This window comes from Brachybacterium sp. GCM10030268, assembly GCF_042666305.1.
GTDB lineage: Bacteria > Actinomycetota > Actinomycetes > Actinomycetales > Dermabacteraceae > Brachybacterium.
Genome location: NZ_JBHTCW010000014.1, coordinates 41,672 through 63,813 on the forward strand (window position 1 = coordinate 41,672; position 22,142 = coordinate 63,813).

18 protein-coding genes are annotated in these 22,142 nt (G+C 71.3%); 15 read left to right on the forward strand and 3 right to left on the reverse strand.

The window, feature by feature from the left end:
- Positions 1-125 precede the first annotated feature (125 nt).
- The 9 genes from ACFQRD_RS15395 to ACFQRD_RS15435 all read left to right on the forward strand — a co-directional run bounded on the left by ACFQRD_RS15395 (position 126) and on the right by ACFQRD_RS15435 (position 11,252).
- Entirely contained in the window at positions 126-647 is a 522-nt protein-coding gene (locus ACFQRD_RS15395) for a ferritin (RefSeq protein WP_377804723.1), read from the forward strand.
- A 194-nt stretch (positions 648-841) separates the two neighbouring features.
- Positions 842-1,270 carry a hypothetical protein gene (locus tag ACFQRD_RS15400; RefSeq protein WP_377804724.1) on the forward strand — a complete coding sequence of 143 codons (429 nt, stop codon included), beginning with the start codon at positions 842-844 and terminating at the stop codon, positions 1,268-1,270.
- Positions 1,271-1,509: 239 nt separating this feature from the next.
- Positions 1,510-2,247, forward strand: a complete 738-nt coding sequence (locus ACFQRD_RS15405) for a transposase (RefSeq protein WP_377804725.1) — start codon at positions 1,510-1,512, stop codon at positions 2,245-2,247.
- 581 nt (positions 2,248-2,828) lie between these two features.
- The gene (locus tag ACFQRD_RS15410; protein ID WP_377804726.1) at positions 2,829-3,404 is read left to right on the forward strand and encodes an endonuclease domain-containing protein; all 576 of its coding nucleotides are present in this window, start codon (positions 2,829-2,831) and stop codon (positions 3,402-3,404) included.
- 478 nt (positions 3,405-3,882) lie between these two features.
- On the forward strand, positions 3,883-4,326 hold the full coding sequence (locus ACFQRD_RS15415; protein ID WP_377804727.1) for a VOC family protein: 444 nt from the start codon (positions 3,883-3,885) through the stop codon (positions 4,324-4,326).
- A gap of 126 nt (positions 4,327-4,452) precedes the next feature.
- The gene (locus tag ACFQRD_RS15420) at positions 4,453-5,520 is read left to right on the forward strand and encodes an LLM class flavin-dependent oxidoreductase (RefSeq protein WP_377017712.1); all 1,068 of its coding nucleotides are present in this window, start codon (positions 4,453-4,455) and stop codon (positions 5,518-5,520) included.
- A 218-nt stretch (positions 5,521-5,738) separates the two neighbouring features.
- On the forward strand, positions 5,739-6,701 hold the full coding sequence (locus ACFQRD_RS15425) for a hypothetical protein (protein WP_377804728.1): 963 nt from the start codon (positions 5,739-5,741) through the stop codon (positions 6,699-6,701).
- 35 nt (positions 6,702-6,736) lie between these two features.
- Positions 6,737-7,630: an S-layer homology domain-containing protein gene (locus ACFQRD_RS15430; protein WP_377804729.1), complete on the forward strand. Its 894-nt coding sequence runs from the start codon at positions 6,737-6,739 to the stop codon at positions 7,628-7,630.
- A gap of 40 nt (positions 7,631-7,670) precedes the next feature.
- A complete protein-coding gene (locus ACFQRD_RS15435) occupies positions 7,671-11,252 on the forward strand; it encodes a S41 family peptidase (protein WP_377804730.1) in 3,582 nt (1,193 codons plus the stop codon).
- A gap of 79 nt (positions 11,253-11,331) precedes the next feature.
- On the opposite strand, the gene ACFQRD_RS15440 is transcribed toward ACFQRD_RS15435, so the two are convergent.
- Positions 11,332-11,649 (reverse strand): hypothetical protein, encoded by a 318-nt coding sequence (locus ACFQRD_RS15440; protein ID WP_377804731.1) that lies wholly within the window; start codon positions 11,647-11,649, stop codon positions 11,332-11,334.
- 89 nt (positions 11,650-11,738) lie between these two features.
- On the opposite strand from ACFQRD_RS15440, the gene ACFQRD_RS15445 reads away from it, so the two are divergent.
- The 6 genes from ACFQRD_RS15445 (at position 11,739) to murQ (ending at position 19,095) form a co-directional block, all read left to right on the forward strand.
- Positions 11,739-12,755, forward strand: coding sequence for a LysR family transcriptional regulator (locus ACFQRD_RS15445; protein ID WP_377804732.1), 1,017 nt, complete (start codon positions 11,739-11,741; stop codon positions 12,753-12,755).
- Between the two features lie 123 nt (positions 12,756-12,878).
- Entirely contained in the window at positions 12,879-13,433 is a 555-nt protein-coding gene (locus ACFQRD_RS15450) for a copper chaperone PCu(A)C (protein ID WP_377804733.1), read from the forward strand.
- Positions 13,434-13,657: 224 nt separating this feature from the next.
- Positions 13,658-15,145: a gluconokinase gene (locus tag ACFQRD_RS15455; RefSeq protein ID WP_377804734.1), complete on the forward strand. Its 1,488-nt coding sequence runs from the start codon at positions 13,658-13,660 to the stop codon at positions 15,143-15,145.
- Between the two features lie 131 nt (positions 15,146-15,276).
- On the forward strand, positions 15,277-16,578 hold the full coding sequence (locus ACFQRD_RS15460) for an anhydro-N-acetylmuramic acid kinase (protein ID WP_377804735.1): 1,302 nt from the start codon (positions 15,277-15,279) through the stop codon (positions 16,576-16,578).
- Between the two features lies 1 nt (position 16,579).
- A complete protein-coding gene (locus ACFQRD_RS15465) occupies positions 16,580-18,142 on the forward strand; it encodes a sodium:solute symporter (protein WP_377017731.1) in 1,563 nt (520 codons plus the stop codon).
- A gap of 2 nt (positions 18,143-18,144) precedes the next feature.
- Complete coding sequence (gene murQ / locus ACFQRD_RS15470; protein ID WP_377017733.1) at positions 18,145-19,095, forward strand: N-acetylmuramic acid 6-phosphate etherase; 951 nt, start codon at positions 18,145-18,147, stop codon at positions 19,093-19,095.
- 220 nt (positions 19,096-19,315) lie between these two features.
- Here the strand turns inward: murQ and ACFQRD_RS15475 are convergent, their stop codons facing one another.
- Complete coding sequence (locus tag ACFQRD_RS15475) at positions 19,316-20,608, reverse strand: mannitol dehydrogenase family protein (RefSeq protein ID WP_377017735.1); 1,293 nt, start codon at positions 20,606-20,608, stop codon at positions 19,316-19,318.
- Positions 20,608-22,050: a glucuronate isomerase gene (uxaC, locus tag ACFQRD_RS15480; RefSeq protein ID WP_377017737.1), complete on the reverse strand. Its 1,443-nt coding sequence runs from the start codon at positions 22,048-22,050 to the stop codon at positions 20,608-20,610. The genes ACFQRD_RS15475 and uxaC overlap by 1 nt, the downstream gene beginning before the upstream one ends.
- Positions 22,051-22,142: the final 92 nt, after the last annotated feature.

The following is a 22,142-nucleotide window of genomic DNA, read 5'->3' on the forward strand; positions in this document are numbered from 1 at the left end:
CCCGAAGCCGCCCCCATCCACACCGACACCGGATCCCAGCAACCCCTCTCCCGCACCTGTCTTCCGAGGTCAGGCAAGCCTTTCCATGGCTGACAACGCGGCCGGACGGGTCTATTGTCAACGCCATGAAGCTCTCTGATGACCTTGAGAAGAAATTCCAGGAACAGATCACGCTCGAATTCGCGGCGTCCATCACCTACCGCCAGCTCGCCATCGAGGCGGACGAGCAGGATCTCTCCGGCATCGCCGCATGGCTGCGCCATCAGGCCGACGAGGAGATCGTCCACGCCAACAAGTTCATCCAGCACGTCTCGGACCGCGACAACCACGCGGCCATCGGCACCATCCACGCCCCCGAGGTGCGGCCCGGCCTGTCCGTGCTGGAGATCTTCGAGGCCGCGCTCGCCCACGAGCAGAAGGTCTCCGCGTCGATCCGCGAGCTGTACCGCAGCGCCGACAAGGAGGGCGACTACGACTCCCGCCCGCTGCTGAACTGGTTCGTCGACGAGCAGATCGAGGAGGAGGCCACCGTCTCCGAGATCATCGGCCGCGTGAAGCTGATCGGCGACGACGGCTCCGGCCTGCTGCGCCTGGATCGCGAGCTGGGCGAGCGCCCTGCCCAGTCCACCGAGGCCGGCGAGGACTGACTCGCCCGCGGGCAGGATTACCTCGCCCACGCGCGCAGCACCGCCCGTTCACCCTCGGCCGGCCTCCGGCACGTGGCAGGAACCTGTAGCTGAGCGGCCAATGGCACAAACATGTAGCTGACCCCTGCCGTCAGGCTGGCTGTGAGTCATGGAGGCGTAGCCGCGGTGTAGCCGCGTCAGAAGAGGAGAAGCCCGTGTCGATCAGCCCCGGCTATACCGAGGACGAGATCCGTGAGATGGTTTACTACTACGAGTGCCTTCCTCACGGCGCGAAGTTGGAGTGGGTGAAAGCGCAACCCTTCTCGTTAGGTGAACTTCGCCGCTGGCGCCGCTCTGTTCATGACGGAGATCTGTCTCGAGGTTTGATTCCTCGTGATGACACCAGCCCTTCAACCTCGATCAAGGAGCGTAGGCGAATGGCGCACGAACACTCCCTTCGAAACACTGAGAAGCGAGTCTGTGAACTCGAAGACGAGAACAAGCGTCTGCGAGAGGCGAATGACGCTCTGGGAAAAGCTATCGGGCTTCTGCACAATTACAGCGCGCAGAGGCCAGACGGCAGCCCGGAAGCGACGAGTCCCGACGGTTCCTCCACCACGAAAACCAACTCGTCAGAGAGCTGACAAGACTTTACGGTTCTCAGCGACAAGCTCTAAAGCTGACCGGCTTGGGTCGGAGCACGTGGCATTACCGGATTAACCCGCGTCCTCCCAAAGTCTCTCCCATCCATCAACGCGAGCGTCATTACCCCAATCGGGTCTCCACAGAGGAGCGCGAGGCGATCAGCTCGCGCATAGACACCGCTCGCGGCGAAGGACTCTCGGTCCAGCAGGCGTACTACAGCACCTGGGACGAGGGGCGCATGCACGGCAGTCAGAGCACCTGGCATCGCGTCGGAGGCAAGCTCACCGGTCCACCAGAGGTCGGGGCCGACACTTCGAACCGCCCCCGGAACTCGAGGCAGCTACCGGTCGTCGTGGCATCTGGGCCCGGGCAGGCGTGGAGCTGGGACATCACCGAGTTGAAATCAACCTACTCCCGCATCACCTTCAAAATGTACTCGGTCATTGACATTTTCTCCCGGTATCGCATCGCGAGTCGAGTTGAGATCGACTCGGCAGGATGTCACGCCGTTGAAATGTTCACCGAAGCCATCGCAAGGGAGGGCGCCCCTCGAGTGATCCACTCAGACAACGGTGGGGCAATGAAGTCAACCGCGCTCATGAACCTTTTCGATGAGCGCGGCATCGGGGCCAGCAATAGTCGGCCATATGTCTCCAATGACAACCCGTACTCTGAGGCCGAGTTCAGTACAATGAAAAGCCGCTCGTCATACCCGGAGTATTTCGAGAGCTTGCAGAACGCTCGTGAGTTCGACCACGCATATACCGTGTGGGCGAACAATCAGCAGTACCACTCTGGCGTCGCCCACTTCACGCCGTCGCAAGTGCACTTTGGTACATGGCGCACAGTGTGGGCAAGGCGCGAGGCGACCCTACAACGGTACTACGAGTCCCATCCCGAGCGCTTCCGAGCAAAACCCAAAACGCCGTCCCCACCAGCGACGGTCGGGATCAACCACCTCGTGCAAACAGCCTGACCCAGAACAGCGACTGACTCCAACCAGCTTGACAACACCCGTGAGTGGCATCTACCCGTCCCTCAGAGGGGGCACATGCCGCTCAGCTACACCTTTTTGCCACCTCCCCCAGGCACCCTTCGCCACCACCAGGCCGCCCCCCCCGGGGCACCTCCACGGCCGCGCCCCTAGCCACGGGTTGGCCACCGGCCTACCCGCTGGGCCTTTCCTCCCCGGTGGCCGCCTTTCCACAGTGATCTGCCGCCCAGTACAACGAGAACCGGATCGTAGCCATCGTGCCGGTATGACACTCAGCGTGAGACCTCCCGATACTCACATCCGCACGCGTGCTCAGCTGATAGCCGAAGGATTCTCTCGGCGACAGATCGAGCGGGACCTCCGTACGGGTCGACTGCTTCGCTGTGGCCAGGGGTGGTACGGCTCCGTGCTCACGCCACCGAGAGTGATCAGTGCGCTCCAGCGGGGACACCGATTGACTTGTGTGGATGCCTTGAAGCTTTATGGGTTCTGGGTCCCCACCTCCGAGAAGCTGCATGAGGCGAAGCTCCGCACGGGAGGCAGAGGGGGACCGGCTGGGATCGATGGATCCGTTCTGCTGCACTCCCCACCGCCATGGACGTGGCCCGATCGGCATCCAGTGCTCCCGCTCGAGCTGGCGCTCGAGCACTGCGCCCACTGCCTGCCTGGATACGGAAGGCGTAGCCATCACACTCGAGTCCGGCCTGAACCGGGGTCTCATCGACGAGACCGATGTGGAGGACGCCTTGGCCGGGATCTCGGAACGGAAGCGCAGGGCCATCCTGCCGCTCCGCCGCGGAGCCCAGTCGGGGACCGAGACCCGCGTCTATAGAGCTCTCTCCCGCAGGGCATCCGCGTTCGTGCGCAAGCCGACGTGCCGACCGTGGGTCGAGTGGATCTCCTCGTCGGAGATGCTGATCATCGAATGCGACAGCACCGCGTTCCACTCTTCGCCCAAGCAAGTCGAGGAGGACTGCCGCCGAGATCTCGCCGCTCGAGCGCTGGGGATGACGGTGATCAGGTTGAGCTACCACCAGATCATGGATGACTGGGAGGCGACGCTTGACCTGGTCTTGGAGGCCGTGCGTCGCGGCGAACACCGCCGTTCCGGCATCCCGGGCGACCTCTCGGTGACTTGAGCCGATCGGATCGGACCCCTGTACCTGGCTCACTCAGTCGCCCAACGCACCCAGTACACCCTCCCCTCCTTGCCTGCCCGGGCCCGTCCTGCCCGTGCCTTCCCCTGCCTGCCCAATCCCGGCCTACCCTGCCCCGACGTGCCCAGTTTCGGCAACCACCCGTGGCACGAACCTGTAGCTGAGTGGCATCTCCCCTTCCCTGGGAGGGGTCAGGTGCCACTCAGCTACACCTTTTTGCCAGTCGCCGTTTCTGCTGCCCGCCGGGCCTGCCGCCCAGCCAGTGTGAGAGCCGCCCACCGACATACCGCCCCGCCAGTTTGCGTGCCCCTTACCCGGCATGCCTGCCGGTGGTGTCCCGGCGCCCCGCCTGGTCACCCTGGGCTCCATCACGACCCCGTGCCACACTGAACACGGCCGCGCACCGCAGCGCAGGCGCCGCCCCGCCAGTTGAGGCACGAGACGTCCGGGAGAGATCGCCATGGCAGCTCCGCAGTTCAGCCCCTACATCACCTTCCCCGGGAACGCCGGTGAGGCCTTCGAGTACTACCGCGAGGTGTTCGGCGGCGAGCTCCAGATCATGACCTACGACGATTTCCCGGACCTTTCGGGATTTCCGTTCACTCCGCCACCCGGATCGATCGCGCACGCACAGCTCCACGGCGGTCTGGTCACCCTGGCCGGCGGCGACGCCCTCACCGCACCCGGCGAGGAGCTGCCCCCGCTGGAGTCGGACGTGTACTCGTACCTGATCGGCCTGGAGTCGGTCGGCCAGGGCCGGGCCCTGATCGAGAAGCTCACCTCGACGGGTGCCGAGCTGGTCATGCCGTTCGAGCCCGCACCGTGGGGTGACCACTACGGACAGGTCAAGGATCGCTTCGGCGTGCTGTGGGCGATCGTTGTCGGCGGGCAACAGGAGCGCTGAGACCGAGGGGCCACAGCCCACGGCTCCGGCTCAGCGCTCCGGGGCCGGGCTCCGGGCTTTCCGCACTGTCTATGACACCGCCACGGGTTGTGGAGCATTCAATAACCGCCTAGCGTTGGAGCCATCATGCGAGCCTTCGGATTCCTCAGCTTCGGCCACTACGGCAACGGCCCCGGTGCGGGCGGCCTCGACGCCCGCCAGATGCTCCACGACGCGATCGACATCTCCGTCGGCGCCGACGAGCTGGGCGTCAACGGCGCCTACTTCCGGGTCCACCATTTCGCCCCGCAGTCCGCCTCCCCCATGCCCCTGCTCTCGGCGGTCGCCGCCCGCACGCAGCGGATCGAGGTGGGCACCGGCGTGATCGACATGCGCTACGAGAACCCGCTGTACCTCGCCGAGGAGGCGGCGGCTCTCGACCTGATCGCCGACGGCCGGGTCGCGCTCGGCGTCTCGCGAGGCAGCCCCGAACCGGCCGACCGCGGCTGGGAGGCCTTCGGCTACACCGGGTCCACCGACCCGCGTGGGGCGGACATCGCCCGCGAGAAGTTCGACCTGTTCATGCAGGCCATCCAGGGCGAACCGATGGCCCGCGCCGCCCAGCAGCCCTATGGCGCCCCGGTCACCCCCGGCGCCGACCTGCGGCTCGAGCCCTACTCCCCGGATCTGGTCCGCCGCATCTGGTGGGGCGCCGGATCCCGGGACAGTGCGGAGAACGTCGGCCGCCAGGGCCTGAACCTCATGAGCTCCACACTGCTGACCGAGGCCACCGGTGCCCAGTTCGCCGACCTCCAGGCTGAGCAGATCGAGCGGTTCCGCACTGCCTTCCGCGCCGCCGGCCACACTCACGCACCCCGCGTCTCCGTCTCCCGCAGCGTCTTCCCCGTCGTCACCGATCAGGACCGGCTGATGTTCGGCATGCGCCCCGGGGACGGTGCCGATCAGATCGGCATCATCGACGGGCACCGCTCCACCTTCGGCCGCACGTTCGTCGGCGAGCCGGATCAGCTGATCGAGGAGCTGAAGGCCGATGCCGCCGTGCAGTCCGCGGACACCCTGATGCTCACGATCCCCTCGCAGGCAGGAGTCGAGCTGAACCTGCACATCCTGGAGAGCTTCGCTCAGCATGTCGCTCCTGACCTGGGGTGGAAGCCGAACACGGAGGGGCCGGTGACCGGCGACCCCGTCACCTGACGCTGTCGAGGGCCCCGGCTCGCCGCCTCCACGGCCCGGCCTGGCCACACGTCCGAGCCGCACCGTCCGAGCCGCCCCGGCTCGCGCCTCCGCGGCATCGTCGGCTCCCGGCCGGATCACACCGCCGACCCCTGCCGGGATGACCGGTTCTCCCGTAAGGTGAAGGTCCGCGGGTGCTGATCGGGGCGCTCGCTCAGCACCGCCTTCGGAGGACCGCGATGCCCGCGCCGCAGATCGCCGCCGTACCGGCCGCGCCTGCCGCACCCCTCCCCGCGAAGCCTCACCAGTCCGCTCCCGGCACCGAGGCATCCCGCCACCTGCTCGCCCCGGAGACCACGCGCCCGTTGACGCTGTGGGGCTCGTCCTCGATGAGTTCCGAGCGCGGCTACGAGGGCACGCCGCTGACCGTCCGGATCCACGAGCACCTGGCGCTGGCTGCCGCGCCCGCGAGCGTCCACTGCTTCGGGGTCGGCGCCACCAGGTCCCCGCACACCCTGCTGATGCGGGGCCTGGACACCCCGCGGCTGGCCTGCGTCGGCAGCCCCGAAGCCGGTACGGGACGCGTGCGCGCCGAGCTCGACTCCGGGCTCGCCCCGGCCGGGCCGCTGCGCATCCCGGGCACGGTCGACGGCGTGCCGGGCGAGCTGGACGGCTCGAGCGGCACCTGGTTCTTCACGCCCGAGGATCCGACCTCTCCGGTCACCGATGGCGTCTTCACCTCTTCCCTCGCCGAAGTGGCCGCCGGATCCCGCCAGGTGCTGTGGATGGGCAAGAACAACATTCTCGACGTCGACGGGGTCCTCGAGGACACCCAGCGGATGTGGGACGCCGCCGACGATCCCGAGCACGACACCCTGGTGCTGGGACAGTGGCCGACGGCCTACGATCCGGTCGGCTCGGACACGGCCGAGGCGGTGCTCGCCGTCAACGAGGAGCAGCAGCGCCGCTACGGCGACCACTTCCTCGACCTCGCCATGCTCCTCACCTCGGCCGAGGGCCTGTGCTGCCCGCCGCTGGCCCCGCTGAGCCTGCTCGAGCAGGCGGGCACTCAGGGTGCGCTCGAGATGCACGTGGCCCCGCCGGAGCTCCGCGCACCCGATGGCATCCACCTCAACGGCTGGGGAAATCTCGCCGTGAGCTGGGCGATCCTGCAACGGATGCGGGAGCTGCAGTGGCTGTGAGACGACCGCCTGCCCCGCGCCTGCGACAGGACCGGGTGCCCCGCCCGGCCCCCAACGACGCCTCCGCCGCTGCGGCATCGACTCATGCCCCCGCCGACCGCCTGCCCGATCCGGTCCCGACCTCTCCGCCCGCCGCCATCACACCAGCGGAGTCCACGGTGGTCCGGGGCGCCGCTCCCCGCCGCGACCTGCGCCGCCGGGCCTTCCTGGTCGCCGGCACCGCGGCGGCGGCCATCGGCAGCTCGGTGACCGCCGGGGCACTGCTGAGCCGGACCGCAGGCGGAGCCACCTCGGCCTCCGCAGGCGCCGGAGCCGGCAACGCGCCGGTCACCAGCCCGTTCACCGACGTTCCCGATGACGCGCCCGGCCTGGAGGCGATGCGCTGGGCCCACGAGACCGGCGTCCAGCCCGCCGATGGCAGCGGCGCCTACTCCCCCGATGCTGTGCTCACCCGCGGCGCCGTGGCCCTGGCCCTGCACCGATTCGCCGGGGCCCCGGCCGTGCCGCGGGAGACCGCGCCGGCGCTGATCACCGACCTCGGGGACGACGTCGAGATCGCCACCGCGCTGCTGTGGCTGCACGGCCGCGGCGCCGTGTGGGGCGACCCCGACCTGCGCGTCCGCCCTGAGGAGGACGCCACCCGCGATTGCGTCGCCGGGATGCTGGCGGCGCTGCTGCGCCCGGCCCTGGCCGGATACGGAGCAACGTGGGATCCGTCGGCCGCGACATCGCTGCCCGAGGCGCCGGAGGCTCCGGAAGCCCCGGAATCGGCCTCGACGCTCCGCGATGTGGCCTGGCTCGAGGCAGCGGGCATGGTGCCCGCCTCTCTCGCGGAGGATGTCTGGGCGGGAGAGAAGTCCGTCAGCCGCGCCGATCTCGCGATCTCGCTGCACCGGGCCAACGGCGTCATCGCCGGCGCGCTCGGCTGAGCACGCCCCTGCGCCGCCGCTCACACTTAGGCTGATGACCATGTCATCGACGCCTGCCCACGCTGCCTACCTCCGCCACCCAGATGTCCGTGGCGACACCGTCGTCTTCACCGCCGCGAACGACGTGTGGCTCGCGCCCCTGGCCGGGGGCCGCGCCTGGCGACTGACCGACGAGGGCGCCCCCGTCACCTATCCGCGGTTCTCGCCCGACGGCGTCCACGTCGCCTACACCTCCCGCACCTCCGGCGGCCCCGAGGTCTGGGTGGTCTCGGCCGACGGATCCACCACCCCGCGCCGCCTGACCACGTGGGGCCGGCCCTCGACGAAGGTGGTCGGCTGGCTTCCCGACGGCCGCATCGTCGCCTCGAGCAGCTACAACGCCCCGGTCGCGCGGGATGCGCAGCTGTGGGCGGTCGATCTGGAGGGGCAGGCCGAGCTGCTGCCGCTGGGCCGCTCGGGCGAGGTCGCGATCCACCTGTCGGGCCCCACCGTGGTCGCCACCCCGTGGCGCCGCGATCAGGCCGGCTGGAAGCACTACCAGGGCGAGACCGCGGTGAAGCTGTGGATCTCGCACGAGGACGTGGCCCTCGGTGCGCCGGCCGCCGCGCACGCCGCACGCTCCTGGGAGCCGCTGCTGGCGGACATCCTCGCCTCCAAGACGCGCATCGCCTGGTACGGCGACCGGCTGATCTTCGCCTCCGACACCCCCGGGCCCGGAGCGGCCCGTCACGACCGCGCCACGGCCAATCTGTGGTCCGTCGCAGCGGATGGCTCCGACCTGCAGGTCCACACCTCGCTGCAGGCCGAGGACGGCTACCTGCGCGAGCCCGCGACCGACGGCACCACCATCGTGTACTCCTCCCGCGGCCGCCTGTTCGCCCTGGACTCGCTGCAGGCCGAGCCGCGCGAGGTCGAGATCCTCGCCTCCGGGGTCGGCGCGTCCCGCGTCCCCCGGCCCGTCTCGCCGAGCGAGAACCTGCTGGCCGTGCGGCCGGTGCACGATGCCCGCTCGAGCGTGGTCGAGTGGCGCGGCAGCGCCCATGCCCTCACCCACCGCGGCGGCCCGGCACGGCTGCTCGCGGGTGCCGACGGCGTGCGCATCCGGGAGGTGCGCCCCCTCGGGCGCTCCCCCTTCGCCCTCATGGTCAGCGACGCCGAGGCGCTCTCGGACCGCGAGCACGGCGGCGTCGGCTCGGATGTGCTGGCTCTGTCCCGGCTGGACGGCGGCAGCGAGGAGATCCGCTTTGACCTGGGCGACGTGGGCCGGATCCTGCACGCCGTCCCTTCGCCCGACGGGTCCAAGATCGCGATCTCCAGCCACGACAACGTGGTGCGCCTGGTGACCCTGCGCGGTCTGGTCGACCCCGCCACGACCTCCACGGGCGCGGCGACCTCGGGTGTCACCGGTGCCGGCGGCGCGGGCGCGGGCACGAACACCACGGGCGCGGGTGGCTCCGGCACAGGCGCCGTCTCCCCGTGGGAGCAGGAGAGCGAGGCGGCGCCGGCTGTGCCGCACCTGGACCATGTGCGCGAGGTGGGCCGCTCCAGCGGCGGCGAGGTCGCGGATCTGGCCTGGTCGCCGGATGGTCGCTGGCTGGTGTGGACCGAGCCGAACTCGTGGATGCTCAGCCGCCTGATGATCTCGGACACCGAGGATCCTGAGCCCACCGGCCGCGCGCTGACCTCGGGCAAGTACCAGGATTCGGCGCCCGCCTTCAGCGCGGACGGCAAGCACCTGGCGCTGCTGTCCATGCGCACCTTCGAGACCGTCTACGACGACATGGTCTTCGACCTCGGCTTCGTCAACGCCGAGCGCCCCTTCCTGATCCCGCTGGAACGCAGCACCGCCGACCCGTTCGGGCCGCTGCCCGACGGCTGGGGCGGCGAGGAGCCCGCCGCACAGGCCGACGGGACGGCGGCTCCGCATGCCGAGGGACCCGCCGCGGCCCGGCCCGCTCATACCCCGTCGGCCGGGGATGGCTCGCACCCGGCGACCTCGACCGCTCCGGCCGGGGCCGACGACGCGAACAGGGCCCCGGCGACCCGGGTCGACCTCGACGCCGTCGAGGACCGCCTGGTGCCGTTCCCCGTCGTCTCGGGCACGTACTCGCACCTGACCGCGGTCAGCGGCGGTTTCGTATGGCTGCGCCATCCCCAGCAGGGCGTGCTCGGCACCGCGCGCGCCGGGGTCGAGGGCGAGGAGCCCGGGCCCACGCTCGAGCACTGGAGCCTGGCCGATCGCAAGCTGACCGTGCTGGCCGAAGGGGTCGCCGATCTCGCGGTCTCCGGCGACGGGGAGTCCCTGGTCATCAAGCAGGGCGAGAGCTGGGTGAAGGTCCCCTCGAACCGCAAGGTGGAGGACGAGGACCCGGCCCGCATCCCGATCGACACCGGCCGCCTGCGACTGACGGTCGACCCGGTCGCCGAGCGCCGCGGCATGCTCTGGGACAACTACCGGATCATGGCCCAGCAGTACTGGCGGGCCGACATGGACGGCATGGACTGGCACGCCATGACCTCCTGGTACGACCCGGTCATCGAGCGACTGGTCACCGAGGACGACTTCCAGGATCTGATGTGGGAGGTCCTGGGCGAGCTCGGCACGTCCCACGCCTACGTGATGGGCGGGGTCTACCAGGCGGATCCGCCGATGCTCCCGGCCTATCTCGGAGCCGATGTCGAGCAGCGCGAGGGTCGCTGGGTGATCACCTCGATCCTGCCCGGAGACTCCTCCGATCCCGAGGCCCGCTCGCCGCTGCTGGCTCCGGGCGTGGCGGCCGAGGTGGGCGATGCGATCGTGCGCGTGGACGGCCGGGAGGTGGGCCCAGACGGCGTCCAGCCCCTGCTGATCGGCTCGGCGAACCGGCCGACGGAGCTGGTGCTGGCCCGTGACGGCGCCGAGCGCCGGGTGGCGGTCCTCCCCCTGGCCGACGACTCGCAGCTGCGCTACCAGGCGTGGGTCGCATCGCGCCGCGCCCTGGTCGATGAGCTCTCCGGCGGCCGCCTCGGCTACCTCCACATCCCCGACATGGTCTCCTCCGGCTGGGCGCAGATGCACCGCGACCTGCGTGAGGCGACCACCAAGGAGGGCCTGGTCGTCGACGTGCGCTACAACAGCGGCGGGCACACCTCGCAGCTGGTCACCGATCGCCTCGCCCGTCGCGTGCTGTCCTGGGACTATCCGCGCCACCAGAGGCCGGGCACCTACCCGCAGTTCGCACCGCGCGGCGCGGTGGTGCTGGTGACCAACCAGGAGGCGGGGTCCGACGGAGACATCGTGGGCGCCGTCTCCCGAGCGATGGAGATCGGCCCGATCATCGGCACCCGCACCTGGGGCGGCGTGATCGGGATCGACGGCCGCTTCGACCTGGTCGACGGCACCGGCATCACCCAGCCCAAGTACGCCAGCTGGTTCGAGGGCGAGGGCTGGGGCATCGAGAACTACGGTGTCGAGCCCGACATCGAGGTGCCGCTGCCGCCGAACGCGTGGGTCGCCGGAGAGGACCCGCAGATCGAGCGCGGGGTCACCGAGGCTCTGGCCCGGCTCGAGCAGCACCCTGCCGCGACCGCTCCCCCGCTGCCCGCGCCCCGGTTCGGACCGGGCCCGGCGGCACAGAGCTGAACGACCGGCGCCGTCGGCGCCCGGGGCCGTGGCGGATGCCGGCCCCGAGCGTTATCGGCGCTGGTGCCGGCGGCCGCGGTCACCGCAGGGTGGGCACGACGATCTCGGGGTGGCGCACGGCCAGCTCCTGGCGGCTGTCGGGGCCGAAGGCCGCGACCGCCCGCGTCGTCGCGTCGCGTTCGGCAGTCCGGGCGACGGGGTGCGTCTCGTCGGGGCGGAGGTCGCGGGCGATCCGTTCGTCGCCGCGGGCGATCCGCTCGGTGAGGGTCAGGGGCGCCCCGCGGGAGGCGTCCGGGCCGTCGATGCCGCCGGCCAGCAGTCGGGTCACGGTGCCGAGCACCGCGGTGATCAGAGCGATGAGAAGGATGAGGCCGATGCCGATCAGTGCTGAGGTCATGCCATGATCCTCAGCCCGGCGACGGTTCAGGACAAGCGATGATTCGCACCCTACTGTTCAGTGCCGCTGAATCGCGGTACGGTCAGGGCATGCTCGATCCCGTCAAGCTCCGCGTCCTGCGGTCGGTCGTCGAGACCGGCAGCATCCGTGCCAGCGCCGAGGCGCTGGGCTACACCCCGTCGGCCATCAGCCAGCACCTCACGAGCCTGCGCCGGGAGACGGGCCTCGAACTGGTCGAACGGTCCGGTCGCGGCATCCACGTCACGGCGCACGCGCGGCTCCTGGCCGACGAGGCCGGGCCGGCCCTGGACGCGCTCGATGCCGTCGAGCGCACCGCGAAGGACCTCCGCTCCGGTCGCATCGGCAGGCTGCGCTTCGGCTACGCCACCTCGATCGCCGGGGACTGGATCCCCGAACTCGCCCGTGACGTGCGCCGCCGGTACCCCGACCTCGGCCTCGACCTCACCCTGCGCGACTGCCAGGGGGACGGCGTCCTCGAGGATTCCGGGCTGGACATCGTGGTCGGCGACGGGGAGGCACCCTCCAGGCCCTCCGCGGAATGGGAGTACCAGGAGATCCTCGAGGAGGGGTACGTGGCCCTGGTGGGGGCGGGCCATCCGCTCGCCGGGCGCCCCTCGCTGCTGCTCAAGGAGCTCGCCGACGAGGCGTGGGTGACCGACGACCCGCTGGACTCGTACTGGTTCGACCGGATCTGCTCGGCGTGCCGCGCCGCGGGATTCTCCCCTCGCGTGGACGTCAATCCCAACGACTACTCCACCGTGCTCGGCTTCGTCGCCAGCGGCGACTACGTCAGCGTGCAGCCCTCGGTGATCGCGCGGGACATGCGCCCCGACGTGGTCGCGATCCCCCTCGATCCGCCCGCACCGCGGCGCCGGCTGCGGGTGCAGGTGCGCCGTGCGACCTCGCGCAACCCGGCCGTGCAGTACATCGTCGAGCGGATCCACGCGGTCGCCGCGATGCGCGCCGAGGAGATCCCGGGAGTCATCTACCTGGGCAGCACGTCGACCGATCGACGCGATCCGCGACCGCCGGTAGCGGCTGTCGTCACGGACCAGCCCGCTGCGGCGTCGGCTCCCGGGGGCTGAGCCGCCACGTCCCACACCGCGTTCGGGCACGATGCGGCGCCGCTCCCCGCGACCCAGAGGTCACGCCTTGGAGTCAGGTCGGACGCTTCGCGATTCGGGCGCCCGGGGGAGCACAATAGGACGGTGCCTCCCCCTCGCGCCCACCGGCTCCGCACCGGCCTGTCCCGCCGGACGGCTCTGCTGTCCCTCCTCCCCCTCTCCGTCACCGCCGGGACGCTCGCGGCCTGCGGCGATGCGGGCGCTCCGCGTGAGGGCGAGGGCACCACCGGAGAGACCTCGGTATCGGACTCCGGCGGAGCCGGATCCGGAACGCTCTCGGTCAACGACCCCTGGGCGAGAGCCATGCCGTCTCAGAGCGCGGTCTTCGGGACCCTCACCAACGGCACCGAGGGGGATCTGGTCCTGGTCGCGGCCTCGAGCCCCGCCGCCGGCGAGGTGCAGCTGCACGCGGACGCGCCCGGCAGCTCTGACGGGCAGAGCATGCCGGTGAAGGAGAACGGCTTCCCGCTTCCCGCGGGAGAGGAGCTCGTGCTCGAGCCCGGCGGGAACCACCTCATGCTGACGGATCTCACCGAGCCCCTCCAGCCCGGCGATGAGGTCGAGGTCGCCCTCGCGTTCGCCGACGGCACCGAACACCAGTTCACCGCGCCGGTCGAGGACCGTTCCGGGACCGATTAGAACCCGCGGGACAGAGCGGTCTCAGCGGAACCAGCGGGACGGGACGACGCCAGTGCGACGGGCGCCCTCACGGCGGTCAGCGTGGCAACCCGTGGCCGCGCCAGCGGCCACACGCCGCCGCCACCTATCCTGGGTCCGACGCCCCTGCGCTCGGCGGTCAGTTCGCGGCATCGCGGCCCGGCTCGGCGCGGGCGATGCTTCCGACCCCGCAGGAGAGTAACCCCGTGCCTCGATTCAACGTTCCCACCGACGACGCGCAGGGCCCCCTGGTCGTCGGCCTCGACGTCGGCTCCGGCGGCTCCCGCGCCGCCGTCTACGACGCCAGCGGGCGCGAGGTCGCCAAGCGCACCCACAAGGAGGCGCACTCGTTCACGGTGCGCGACGACGGCACCAGCATCATCGACCCGGACCAGATCGTCGACGAGATCCGCACCGCCCTGCGCACAGTGCTCAAGGGCTCGCTGCCCGGCGAGATCTGCGGGATCGGCGTGGACACCTTCGCGTCCTCGCTGATCGCGGTCGACGCCGACGGCAAAGCGCTGACCCCGTGCATCACCTACGCGGACACCCGCTGCCATGCCCAGGTCGCGACCCTCACCGACGCCCTGGACATCGAGGCCCTCCACGAGCGCACCGGCGCCCGCCTGCACTCCTCCTACACGGTCCCGCGCCTGGCCTGGCTGCGTGAGGAGCACCCCGAGGTGTTCGCCCGCACCGCGCACTTCATGGCGCTCGGCGAGTACGTGGCGTTCAAGCTGCTGGGCACCCCGGCACTGGGAACCGCCTCGGCCGCGTGGTCCGGCATGATCGACCGCCGCACCGGCGAGTACGTGCCCGAGCTGCTCGAGGCCGGCGGGGTCGATGCCGAGAAGATGGGCACCCCGCTGAACCCGTCCGACGCCCTGCCGGTCGCCGGCACCCCGCTGGCCAAGGAGTTCCCGGTGCTGAAGGGAGCCGTGTGGCTGCCGGTGATCGGGGACGGCCTCGCCGCGAACATGGGCATCGGCGCCCTGGGCACCGGCATCTGGGGCATCTCCACCGCGACCTCCGGCGCGATCCGCCAGCTGCTGGACACAGAGATCCAGGCGCTGCCCAGCGGGCTGTGGGCGTACCGCGTCGATGACCGCCGCACCCTCGTCGGCTCCGCCATGAGCGACTGCGGGCGGGTGCTCGACTGGGCACGCACCCAGCTCGCCATCCCCACCGACATCACCGAGACCGACACCGAGACGCTCTTCTCCGTCCCGCCCGAGGCCGGCACCCCGCTGGTGATCCCGTTCCTCTCCGGCGAGCGCGGCACCAAGTGGCGCGGCTCCTCACGGGCGATCTTCGCGGGCATCAGCGCCTCGACCACCGCCGAGGACATGCTGCGCGGTGCGCTCGAAGGGGTGGCGCTGACCTTCCTGCGCATCGCCGACCAGCTGCGCGAGGCCAGCGGGGATCCCGAGCGGATCGTGCTGTCCGGCGGCATGACCGAGGCGGTCCCGGGCTGGCTGCATCTGCTCTCCGACGCGCTCGGCGCCCCGATCGACCACGTCGCCGTCTCCCGCTCGACCATGCGCGGCGCCGCGGTGATGGCCCTCGAGGAGGCCGCCCCCGGCACCGACATCGCCGAGGTCCCGGTGCTGCGCCGCGTCGAACCGGTCTCCGCGCACACCGACTACTACCGCGAGCGGCTCGAGCGCTTCGAGAAGCTGGCCGACCTGGCCTGAGCCGGCGGGCAGCCTCCGGAGTGACGGCGGCGCCGCAGAATGAGCGTCGCCCGGGGCACGGAAACCGGTAGCCTGCAGGGCGCCCGATTGCCTCATGCGCAGGCAGGGACGCAGAGGAGCATCACCATGGCATGGGAAGGCCAGCACCCGTGATCATCGCCGGCCTGATGACAGGCACCTCCGCCGACGCCCTGGACGTGGCCCTCGTCGATCTCCACCTCTCCGACGGGCGCCCGGACAACCTGGCGATGGAACTGCTCGCCTCCCGCGAGGTCCCCTTCGCCGACGGCCTGCGCGCGGACATCCTGCGCCTGCTGGCACCGTCGGACGTGCCGCTGTCGCTGGTCAGCAGCGTCGATGCCCGGCTGGGCGAGATGTGCGCCGGGGCCGTCGAGGAGCTGTGCGCGAGCACCGGCCTGACCTGCGACCTCGTCGTCTCCCACGGCCAGACCGTCCGCCACGACGTCGCCGACGGTCGCGTCAGCGCGACGCTCCAGCTCGGCCAGTCCGCCTGGATCGCCGAGCGCATCGGCGCGCCGGTGCTCAGCGACGTGCGCTCCCGGGATGTCGCCGCGGGCGGGCAGGGCGCGCCGCTGGTGAGCATCCTCGACCATCTGCTGCTGGCCGGGACCGAGGAGCCGACGGCCCTGCTGAACCTGGGCGGGATCGCCAACCTCACCGTGGTGGCCGCCCGTCGCGAGACGATCGCGTTCGACACCGGCCCCGCCAATGCCCTGATCGATCTCATGGCCTCGCGCCTGAGCGAGGGCCGCCTGGACTGCGACGCCGACGGTGCTCTCGCGGCCCAGGGCACCGTGGACCAGGACCTGCTGAGCCACTTCCTCGCCGACCCCTACTACTCCCGGCCCGCGCCGAAGTCGACCGGCAAGGAGCAGCTGAACGCCGACTACCTCGATGAGCGCCTGCGCGCCCATCCGCACGTGAGCGGGCTCGATGTGATGGCGACACTGACCGCCCTGACCGCCCGCACCGTGGCCGACGCCTGCCGCAGCCACGGTGTCACCGCGGTGGTCGCCTCGGGTGGCGGGACCCGCAATCCCGTGCTGATGGACGCCCTGAACACCGAACTGGGCGAGGGCGTCTCGCTGGCCACCACCGACGAGGCGTTCGGCCTGCCCGAGGGGGCGAAGGAAGCCTGCCTGATGGCGCTGCTGGGCTGGCTGACCTGGCACGGCCTGCCCGGCACCCTCCCCTCGGCCACGGGCGCCTCCCACGCCACCATCGCCGGCCGCCTCAGCCCCGGCGCGAGGCCCCTGCAGCTGCCCGACCCGCTGCCACGGTCGCCCCGGCGCCTGCGCGTCGTCGGCTCCGCTCCCGCACCTGGCACCGGCGCCGGCCGTGACCCCGCTTCCTCCCCCGGTGCCGCCCCGATCCCCTCCCCCACGTCCCCGACCCCTCAGCAGGAGACCTGACATGCAGATCCTCGACCTCCTGGTCATCGTCGCGTACCTGGTCGCGACGGCCTGGCTGGGACTGCGCCTCAGCGGGCGCCAGTCCGGCCTGAAGGACTACTTCCTGGGCGGGCGCAACCTGCCCTGGTGGGCCGTGTGCCTCTCCGTCGTCGCCACGGAGACCAGCGCCCTGACCGTCATCGGGATCCCCGTGATGAGCTACCTGGGGAACATCTCGTATCTCCAGCTCGGCATCGGCTACATCGTCGGCCGCATCGTCGTCGCGTTCGTGATGCTGCCGCGCTACTACGACGGCGAGATGGTCACCGCCTACGCCTACCTGGGCAAACGCTTCGGATCGAGTACCCAGACCACCGCCGGGGTGACGTTCCTGTTCACGCGCCTGCTGGCCGACGGGATCCGCGTGCTGGCCGCCGCGATCCCGCTGAAGGTCATCCTCGACGGGCTCGGCCTGCACACGAACTACTTCGTGATCACCGTCGTCCTCGCCGTCGTCACCATCGCCTACACGTTCATCGGCGGCATCAAGGCCGTGGTGTGGGTCGACGTGGTCCAGATGCTGCTGTACGTCGCCGGCGGCCTGCTGACCATCGTGGTGGTCACCTCCACCCTGGGCCTGGGATGGCTCGGGGACGCCGCGGAGGCCGGCAAGACGCAGATGTTCGTGCTGGCCGGCAACCCGCTCAGCGACGACGCCTCCCTGATCCCCTCCCTGCTGGGCGGCGCGATCTTCGCGATGGCCTCCCACGGCTCCGATCAACTCGTGGTCCAGCGCCTGCTGACCTGCCGCTCCAAGCTCGAGGCCCAGAAGGCCCTGATCTGGTCCGGGGTGATGGTCTTCGTGCAGTTCGCGATCTTCCTCGTCGTCGGCCTCGCCCTGTGGGGCTACTACGACCACGCCACCCCGCAGGAGATGGGCCTGACCCGCGACGACGAGGTGTTCCCGCTGTTCATCGTCGAGGGTCTGCCGACGGGCATCTCCGGGCTGCTGCTGGCGGGGATCCTCGCCGCGGCGATGTCGACCCTGTCCTCGTCGCTGTCGGCGCTGTCCTCCTCCACGGTCACCGACGTCGTGGGGCGGCTGCGTCGCACCCCGCTGACCGACCAGCAGGGGCTGCGGGTGGGCCGCTGGGCCACCATCGGCTGGGGCCTGGCCTTCATCGCCCCGGCGACCTTCTTCCGCTCCGACGAGGGCAACATCGTCGTGCTCGCCCTCGGCGTCGCCGGCATCACCTACGGCGGGCTGCTCGGCGCGTTCGTGTTCGGCATCGTCAACAAGCGGGCCGACAAGCGCGACGCCAATATCGCCTTCGTGCTCGCCGTGGCCGTCAACGCCTTCTTCTTCGTGATGGAGAAGTACGTGACCGGCGAGGTGTGGGTGGCCTGGCAGTGGTACCCGCTGCTCGGCGTCATCGTCACCTGCATCGTCGGCGGGCTGCTCTCGCTCACTCATCCCCCGCGGCCGGCACCGCTCGAGCCGGCGGGCCACGGCCCGACCGGGACCCCCGCGGCCGGTGGGCCACCGCCCGCCGATGCGCCCACCTCCGAGGACAGGACCCGCTGACCATGACCACTCCACGCCCGAGCGCCCCGGGACCCACGCCGCCAGGCGGCGGAGACTCCTCCGCCCTGCCGCCCACGGAGCAGAGGAATCCCCGCAGCAGCACCCTCGACGACCTGCCCACCCAGGAGGTGCTGCGGCTGCTGAACGACGAGAGCCGCCTGGCGGTGGACGCGGTCGACGCCGCCCTGCCGGACCTGGCACGACTGGTCGATGCCACGGCGGAGCGGATGCGTCGCGGCGGCACCGTGCATTACTTCGGCGCCGGCACCTCCGGGCGCCTGGGCGTGCTCGATGCCAGCGAGCTGCTGCCCACCTTCCAGCTCGAACCGGGTCGCATCGTCGGCCACATCGCCGGCGGGCCGGAGGCACTGGTCAGCGCCGTGGAGAACGCCGAGGACTCCCCCGAGGCCGGACGGCGCGACGCCGAAGGGCTGGGCGCCGACGACGTGGTGATCGGGATCGCCGCGAGCGGGTCCACGCCCTACGTGCGCGGCGCCCTCGAAGCGGGCGCGGAGGCCGGGGCACTGACCGCCCTGATCTCCAGCAACCCCCGCGCGCCGCTCGCCGAGCATGCCGAGCTGCATCTGCTGCTGGACACCGGTCCGGAGGTCGTCACCGGCTCGACCCGGCTGAAGGCGGGCACGGCGCAGAAGCTCGCGCTGAACGGCTTCTCGACGGCCACCATGATCGCCCTGGGCCGGACCTGGCAGAACCTCATGGTCTCCGTGGTGGCCACCAACGCGAAGCTGCGCGAGCGCACCGTGCGGATCCTGCGCGAGGCCGTCGGACTGGAGGACGCCGCGGCCCGGGCTCTGCTCGAGAACACCGGCGGGGATCTGAAGACCGCGATCGTCACCGCCCTGGCCGACGTCCCGGTCGATGAGGCCTCACAGCTGCTCGAGCAGCACGACGGCTCGGTGCGCGACGCGATCGCCTCCGCCCAGGCCGGCTGAGCCAGGCGGGCCGGGCCCAGCTGAGCCGGGCCCAGCTGAGCCCCCGGCTGCCCGGCTGGCTGGCTGAGCCGGGCCCGGCTGCCCGGTTGGCTGCCCGGTTGGCTGGCTGGCTGGCTGGCTGACTGGCTGGCTGACTGGCAAAAAGGTGTAGCTGAGCCAGACGACCGGAAACAGGGCCGGGCCGGCCGGGGCCAACGGCCCGGAACCGGTGCTGGCCGGGTCAGGGGCGCGGGAGGCGGATCTCCTGGGCGAGGACGGCGGGTACCAGCGGATCGTCGGCGGCGACGTCGAGCAGGGCCAGCAGGGCGGTGACCCGCTCGGCGTCCTTGTCGAGCTGCGCAGCGGCCGCGATCTCGTCGGCCCGGGGGTCCTTGACCTCCTCGCCGGCGCGGATCCGCTCGGTGACCCAGGCGGTCCAGGCGGCCACGGCCGCGACCTCGCCGGGGGCCTGTTCCGGGCCCCCGCGCTCGGCGATCACGGGCAGGGCGCGCACCGTCAGCTTGGCCGACCCGTCGGCCGCGATACGGATCAGGTTGTCCGCCAGGCGCGGGTTGCGGAAGCGCTCCTCGAGGGCCGCGGTGTAGGCATCGAGGTCGGTCGGCGGCAGCGGCAGCGTGGAGCGGGCCTCGTCCCAGAGCCGCTCGACCAGGGCGCGCACCTCGCGGTGACCGATCGCCTCGTCCACCCGGTCGCAGCCGGCGAGCTGGCCGGCGTAGGCCATCAGGGTGTGGGCGCCGTTGAGCAGGCGCAGCTTGCGCAGCTCGTGCTGGCCGATGTCGTCGGTGAACTGGACGCCGGCCTTCTCCCATTCGGGGCGGCGGCCGCGGAAGCGGTCTTCGAGCACCCACTCGGTGAAGGGCTCGGTGACCACCGGAACCGTGTCCGGCAGGCCCGTGCGCTCCAGCACGAGGTCCCCGGCGGCGTCGTCGGCCGACGGGGTGATCCGGTCGACCATCGAGGAGATGACATCGACGTGGTCCTCGAACCAGGTGCGGGTCTCCTCGTCGGTCGCGGCGAGCACGGCCGCGCGCAGTACCTCGCCGTTGCCGCTGAGGTTGTCGCAGGAGACCAGCGCGATGGGCTCGGTGACGCCGGCCTCGCGGCGGGCCTTCAGGCCCAGGGCGATCCGGGCGGGGACGGACACTGCCGGGTCGGTGCCGGCGGCGTAGCCCTTCTCGGTGATGGTCAGGGTGACCACGGCGGTGAAGGGGTCGGCCAGCAGGCGCACCAGGGCGTCGACGTCGTCGGCGGGGTAGGTCTCGTCGATGACGTCGACGATGCTCACCTCGTCGCCCTCGGCGCCGCGGACGATCAGGCCGTAGCGGCCGCCCTGGGCGTTCAGGGCGTCGGCCATGGCGGCGGAGCGGCCGGTGAAGGCGCTGACCGACCAGTTGCCGGCGCGCTGGGTGGCGACCAGGGTGTGGGCGCGCGCGAAGTTGCCGATGCCGAGGTGGACCAGGCGGCCCTCGTCGGTCGCGGCGGCGGCACCGGTGGCGGGGATGGGCTGAGACATCAGGAGGGGTCCTCTCCAGCGGCCGGTCCGAGACGGAAGACGTCCCGGGGCTGCTGCTCGGGCAGGGTCACGGCGAGCTCGGCGGCGTCCTCGTGGCGCATCCGGTGCTCGGCGACCAGGCCGGCGAGGTGGGTGGCGTCCAGCCGGCGGGCCATGTCGTGCCGGGCCGGGATCGAGCAGAACGCGCGGGTGTCGTCGATGAAACCGCTGGTGCGAGAGTATCCGATGGTCTCGGAGACGGCGCGGCGGTAGCGCAGGATCGCGTCGGGGGCGTCGATGAACCACCACGGGGCGCCGGCGTAGACGGAGGGGTACACGCCGGCCAGCGGGGCGATCTCGCGGGAGAAGACGGTCTCGTCGATCGTGAACAGCACGGTGCGGAAGTTCGGGCTGAGGCCGACGTCGTTGAGCATCGGGGCCAGGGAGTGGACGTAGTCCACCGGCACCGGGATGTCGAAGCCGACGTCGGGCCCAAACCGCTCGAAGGTGGCCTGGTGGTGATTGCGGAGGACGGCGGGGTGGATCGTCAGCACCAGGCCGTCGTCGGCGGCCAGGCGCGCCTGGTCGGCCAGCAGGTGGCGGCGCAGGGCGACGGCGGAGTCCTCGTCGATGCGGCCCTCGCGGGCGGCGGTGTAGAGGCGGCGGGCCTCGTTCTCCTCCAGCCGCGCGGTGCCGGGGTCGATGTGGGCGTGGTCCGAGGAGACGGCGCCGTGGTCGCGGAAGTACTCGCGGCGGATGCGCATCGCCTCGTAGTGGCCGTCGTACGTGCTCGTGTCCACGCCGGCCGCGGCACCGAGGGCGTCGGTGAGCTGGACGAAGTCGGCCCGGGCCGGCTCGAGGTACTTGTCCGGCCGGAAGGTGGGGATCACGCGGCCGGTGAAGGCGTCGTCGGCGGCGAGCGCGTCGTGGGGGGCGAGGTCGTCGACCGGATCGTCGGTGGTGGCCATGACCGTGATCTGGAAGCGGTCGAACAGGGCGCGCGGGCGGAACTCCGGCCGGGTCAGCTTGTCGGCGATCTCGTCGTACATCGCATCGGCCGTGGCCGGGGAGAGCACGGTCTCCAGGCCGAAGACGTCGTGGAACTCGTGCTCCATCCAGTAGCGCGAGGGGGTGCCGGCGAAGGCATGCCAGTGCGTGGCCAGCAGGTGCCAGGCGGCGCGGGAGTCCTTCTCCTCCAGCGGGCCGCGGCCGACGCCGAGGTCCGCGAGGTCGACGCCGCGGGCGTGCAGCAGCCGGTTGACGTAGTGGTCCGGGGTGATGAACAGCGAGGTGGGATCGCGGAACGGCTCGTCCTCGAGCAGCAGGCGCGGATCGACGTGGCCGTGCGGCGAGACGATCGGCTGGTCCTTCATCTGCTCGTAGAGGCCGCGCGCGAGGTCCCGGACGGTGGGATCGGCGGGCAGCAGGCGGTCGGGGTGGGGCACGAAGGCGTCGTTGCTCATGGCGCCATGGTGGCGCGGGGCGGCCTCGGGCGGCCCACGGTTGTCATGGGTTGCCGCTGGTCAGGGCATCGGTCAGCGCGGTCCGGCCAGGC